This is a genomic window from Microbacterium sp. zg.Y909, assembly GCF_024626565.1.
The window spans coordinates 1-4,637 of sequence record NZ_JANJFJ010000349.1; the positions used below are offsets into that span (position 1 = coordinate 1).

2 protein-coding genes, 1 tRNA gene and 2 pseudogenes are annotated in these 4,637 nt (G+C 70.6%); 2 read left to right on the forward strand and 3 right to left on the reverse strand.

The features are described 5' to 3' along the window. Positions 1-1,186: pseudogene (locus NQ160_RS18895) on the reverse strand (pyruvate dehydrogenase (acetyl-transferring), homodimeric type); the annotation flags it as partial. Positions 1,187-1,356: 170 nt separating this feature from the next. Further along, a tRNA-Val gene (locus tag NQ160_RS18900) sits at positions 1,357-1,428 on the reverse strand. Positions 1,429-1,481: 53 nt separating this feature from the next. Between NQ160_RS18900 and NQ160_RS18905 the strand changes: the two genes are divergently transcribed. Further along, positions 1,482-2,213 (forward strand): zinc ribbon domain-containing protein, encoded by a 732-nt coding sequence (locus NQ160_RS18905; protein ID WP_257516654.1) that lies wholly within the window; start codon positions 1,482-1,484, stop codon positions 2,211-2,213. A gap of 12 nt (positions 2,214-2,225) precedes the next feature. Further along, positions 2,226-3,947, forward strand: coding sequence for a bifunctional 3'-5' exonuclease/DNA polymerase (locus NQ160_RS18910; protein WP_257516655.1), 1,722 nt, complete (start codon positions 2,226-2,228; stop codon positions 3,945-3,947). A 73-nt stretch (positions 3,948-4,020) separates the two neighbouring features. Here NQ160_RS18910 and NQ160_RS18915 read toward each other — a convergent pair. After that, positions 4,021-4,637: pseudogene (locus NQ160_RS18915) on the reverse strand (hypothetical protein); the annotation flags it as partial.

The following is a 4,637-nucleotide window of genomic DNA, read 5'->3' on the forward strand; positions in this document are numbered from 1 at the left end:
TGACCGTCGGCTGACCCTTGTGAGCCTTGGCGGTCTTGTAGGCCGCGTAGACCTTCTGGTAGTCCAGCCCGCCGCGGCGGAGCTTGCCCCAGATGTCGTCGTCGGACCAGTCCTCGACCATCTTGGCGGTGCGCTCGTCGCGACCGAAGAAGTGGTCGCGGATGAACTTGCCGTCCTCAGCACGGTAGGTCTGGAAGTCCCCGTCGGGGGTGGTGTTCATCAGGCGCACGAGGGCGCCGTCGTCGTCCTGCTGCAGCAGCTCGTCCCAGCCACGACCCCAGACGACCTTGATGACGTTCCAGCCGGCACCGCGGAAGAAGCTCTCGAGCTCCTGGATGATCTTGCCGTTGCCGCGCACCGGGCCGTCGAGGCGCTGCAGGTTGCAGTTGACGACGAAGGTGAGGTTGTCGAGTCCCTCGTTGGCTGCCACCTGCAGCTGACCGCGGCTCTCGACCTCGTCCATCTCGCCGTCACCGAGGAACGCCCAGACGTGCGAGTCCGAGAGGTCCTTGATGCCGCGGTTGGTGAGGTACTTGTTGGTCATCGCCTGGTAGATCGCGTTGATCGGGCCGAGGCCCATCGACACGGTCGGGAACTGCCAGTAGTCCGGCATGAGGCGAGGGTGCGGGTAAGAGGGGATGCCGTTGGGCGCCTTGGACGCCTCCTGACGGAACCCGTCGAGCTGGTCGGCGCTGAGGCGGCCTTCGAGGAAGGATCGCGCGTAGATGCCGGGGGAGGCGTGACCCTGGATGAACACCTGGTCGCCACCGGACGGGTCGTCAAGGCCGCGGAAGAAGTGGTTGAAGCCGACTTCGTACAGCGACGCCGACGAGGCGTAGGTGGAGATGTGGCCGCCGACGCCGATGCCGGGGCGCTGCGCGCGGTGCACCGTGATGGCGGCGTTCCAGCGGATCCACCGGCGGTAGCGGCGTTCCAGCTCCTCGTCACCGGGGAACTCGGGTTCGTTCTCGGGCGCGATGGTGTTGATGTAGTCGGTGGTCGGCACCTGCGGCACGTTCAGCTGCAGCTCGTGCGACTTCTGCAGCAGGCTGAGCATGATCTCGCGGCCGCGGCCGGAGCCCTTGGCATCGACGAGCTGCGAGAGCGACTCCTGCCACTCGGAGGTCTCCTCCGGGTCGCTATCGAGGGCCTCCTGCGAGTACGGATCCTGATCGTTGACAGTCACGGAAGACCTTTCTCGTATGGCAGATCGTGCCAGGTATTCGTGGCGCGGATCGCGCGGACGTTGTCCGCACCGCACAAAGCGCCATCGTTCAGCCTACCCACTCAGCGCGCCGCGGTCGCGGGCCTGAGTGGTGCAGTCCGCAACGGTCTTCGCCCGCTGCGGCCGCATCGTGGCCGGTACCAGGATCGAACTGGTGACCTTCTCCGTGTAAAGGAGCTGCGCTACCGCTGCGCCAACCGGCCACCAGACATCCTAGGCCTCTGTGGGGGCGTCGCTCGGGCGGTAGGTTGAAGGGGTGAACGCCAGCCCCGCCGACCAGCGCCGACTCCTCGACCTCACTGAACTCGATGCCAGGATCGCTCAGGCCGATCGGCTGCGCCAGAACCCCCCGCAGGGAGTGCGGGTGAAGGAGCTGCTCGCGCAGCGCCAGGCCTATTCGCAGGAGCTGTCGCGACTGCTGGGCGCCCGTGACGACGCCCGCACCGAACTGGCGCGCATCGAGTCGGACGTCGCCGTCGTGCAGGCGCGCAGCGACCGGGATGCCGGACGACTGGCATCCAGCGCCAACGCCAAGGAGGCGCAGGGGCTCGAAAGCGAGATCGCGTCGCTTGCCAAGCGCAAGAGCGCCCTCGAAGACGCGGAGCTCGAGGTGATGGAGCGCCTCGAGCAGTGCGAGGCGGCCGTCGTCGCGCAGGAGGCCCTCATGGCGGAGACCAACGCCGAGGGCGTGCGCCTCTCAGACGAGGCGAAGGCGGTCGTCGCCGATGCGACGGCGCGTCTGGACCAGGCCAAGCGCGACCGCGCGGCCATCGTCGCAGCGCTGCCGGCCGACCTGGTCGCGCTTTACGACCGCACCGCGGCGCGCTCGACGGGCGCCGCCCTGCTGCGCCGCGGCACCTGCGAGGGATGCCGCATGGTGCTCTCGGGCACCGATCTACAGAACCTCCGCGAAACCCCGGACAACGCCGTCGTCACCTGCCCCGAGTGCGGCTGCATCCTGGTGCGCACGGAGGAGTCCGGCCTGTGACCGCCTCCGTCGGTGCCCGGCGCTGAGTCGTCGCCGACGTGGATCGCCGTCGGACGTGATGGCGACGGCATCACCGCCGCGCTGCTGAACGACCGGGGCGGCGAGACCGCCCGCGTGGCCGTCGCCGATCTGCCGTCCTGGGTGGCCGACGCCGAGACGGCCCACGCACCCCGGTGGGTGTGGAGCGACACCCCCACGTGGTACGACGGGCTGCTGGATGCCGGCGTGCGCGTTGCGCGCTGCCACGATCTGCGCCTGTGTCACGCAATCCTGCGCGACAGCGTCTACGTGACCGACTCCGGTCCCCTGCGCGATGCGGGGGAGTGGGATGCCGCTGCCCCCGATCCCGGCGGTTCGCCGCCGACGCTGTTCGAGTTCGAGACGGCATCCGCCCCCTCTCTGCCGCAGTCCCTCGACGCCGCTCTGGCGGAGTTCGCCCGCCAGCGGGAGGCACTTGCCGGCGCGAGCGAAGCGGGACGTCTGCGCCTGCTGCTGGCGGCGGAGTCCGCCGGCGCGCTGGTGGCTGCAGAGATGCGCGCCGCCGGGCTGCCCTGGGACGAGACGGCCCATGACGGCATCCTCACCGAACTGCTGGGTCCTCGCCCGGCAGCGGGCAGCCCACCGCGTGAGCTCGAACGCGCCGCGGCGCAGGTGCGCGCGGCGCTCGGGGACCCGTCGGCGGCCCTGGACTCACAGCCGAAGCTGCTGCGGTCGTTGCACCGGGTCGGGGTGCTCGCCACATCGACGAGCAAGTGGGAGCTGGCGCAGTACGACCACCCGGCGATCTCGCCGCTCCTGGAGTACAAGCGCCTGGCAAGACTGCTGAGCGCCAACGGGTGGGCCTGGCTGGACGAGTGGGTGCATGACGGTCGATTCCGGCCCGTCTACGTCCCCGGCGGCGTCGTCACCGGACGCTGGGCGTCATCGGGCGGCGGCGCGCTGCAGCTGCCACGCCAGCTGCGTGACGCCGTGCGCGCCGATCCCGGGTGGGTGCTCGTTGTCGCCGACGTCGCCCAGCTCGAGCCGCGAGTGCTGGCGGCCATGGCGGGCGACATCGCGCTGGCCGAGGCGGCCCGCGGGCGGGATCTGTACGCCGGCATCGTCGAGCGCGGCGCCGTGGCGACGCGGTCCGAGGCCAAGTTCGCCATGCTCGGCGCGATGTACGGAGCGACGACCGGCGACAGCGGCCGCCTCGTGCCGGCATTGCGTCGCACGTTCCCGCGCGCCATGGCCCTCGTCGATGACGCCGCCCGCACGGGGGAGGAGGGCGGCATCGTCGCCACCCGACTGGGCCGCACCTCGCCGCCGCCGTCCGCGGTGTGGCGCGCGGCACAGGGGCAAGCCGGCGACCCGGAAGCCACCGGCGTGGACGAGACCCGCGCACGGCGCTGGGCACGCGATCGAGGTCGCTTCACCCGCAACTTCGTCGTGCAGGGCACCGCTGCCGAGTGGGCGCTGGCGTGGCTGGCCGACCTGCGCGGCAGACTCGCCGCGCTGCCGGCGGTCCCTGCCCACGAGTCGGCGTCACGGTCCGGGCCCGCCTTTGAACGGCGGGCGCACCTGGCGTTCTTCCTGCACGACGAGGTGATCGTGCACGCCCCCGCCGCGCAGGCGGATGCCGCGGCTCACGCGGTCGCCGAGGCGGCGGCATCCGCCGGGCGGCTTCTGTTCGGCACGTTCCCGATCGACTTCCCCCTCGACGTGCGCATCGCGCAGTCCGCCCAGAAGGACTGAGCAGGCACAGCATCACGATGCTCGCCACACCACCCGCGCACCGGAACAATCCGGTGCGCGGGTGGTGTCTGACTCACGACCGCGCGGAGCGGTGGCGACGAAGCAGCAGCAGACCCGCGCCGCGCCACAGCAGCCGCCCCGACAGACGCCCGTCGACGAGATCGCCGAGCGGAATCGCGTCTGTCGACTGCACACCGTCCGTGAGCGTCAGCGTGACCGCCGTCTCGGACACCTGGGAGTCAGGGTCGGCCAGGAAGACGGAGTGATCGATATACGGTGCGTCCCGCGGACACTCGCCGACGGCCGACGTCCGCGTCAGAGTCGGCTCGTCCACCAGCTCCGGCGTGTACTCGTCTGGCGGCGGCGTCGTCGAGGCGGATGCCGGAGCCGGAGCCCCGAAGATCACGCGCGCGGCAAGCGCGAACGCAGAAACGGATGAACGAATCATCATGCCTCCCCAAAGGCTGATTGCGGACACCCCCGTGCCCGACCCCAATGGCGATCGGCTACCTCGGCTCGGGCCGGGAGACAACGACGCGTGCGGCATGTCGGATTCGTCCGGACGGGCACCGGTAGACTTCTGGGGCGAATGGGTCGGCCGGACGGTCGCGTAGCGGGAAACCGCGCCGAGGAACGTCCGGGCTCCACAGGGCAGGATGGTGGGTAACACCCACCCGGAGTGATCCGCGA